Source organism: Streptococcus sp. WM07 (genome assembly GCF_004570525.1).
In the GTDB taxonomy this organism is placed as follows: domain Bacteria; phylum Bacillota; class Bacilli; order Lactobacillales; family Streptococcaceae; genus Streptococcus.
In genome coordinates this window covers 1-394 of sequence record NZ_SPPZ01000254.1, presented here as the reverse complement: position 1 = coordinate 394, position 394 = coordinate 1, and the positions used below count along the sequence as shown (strand labels likewise).

The window sequence follows — 394 nt, the reverse complement described above, 5'->3', positions numbered from 1 at the left end:
ACTAACTTAACCTCTTTTCTTAACTCTACCTGAATTAAGTAAACTCATTATGCGTTCAGCGTTTCGGTTTATTTCTTGTTACTTTCTTTGATATAGTTATTCAATTTTCAATGTTCTTTTAGGATACCTCTTCAACTTTCTTTCTAGTTGAATCTCAGCCTAACTTCTTAGAGAAAAAAGATAAACTTCCTTGTGTTCTTCGAACACATCGTCTGTTTCCTATTTTTCTTCTCGAAGTTTCCGCAAGCGGATCGGCTTCGATATCCTAATGGAGCCTAGCGGGATCGAACCGCTGACCTCCTGCGTGCAAAGCAGGCGCTCTCCCAGCTGAGCTAAGGCCCCTTCCTATTCATGTAGGATTTCTTTTTCTCTGTCATCTACATGACCTCTCAAA

General features: G+C 40.1%; 1 tRNA gene. It reads right to left on the bottom strand.

Features of this window, described 5'->3' with window-relative positions:
• Positions 1–269: 269 nt before the first annotated feature.
• A tRNA-Ala gene (locus tag E4T71_RS09190) sits at positions 270–342 on the bottom strand.
• Positions 343–394 lie beyond the last annotated feature (52 nt).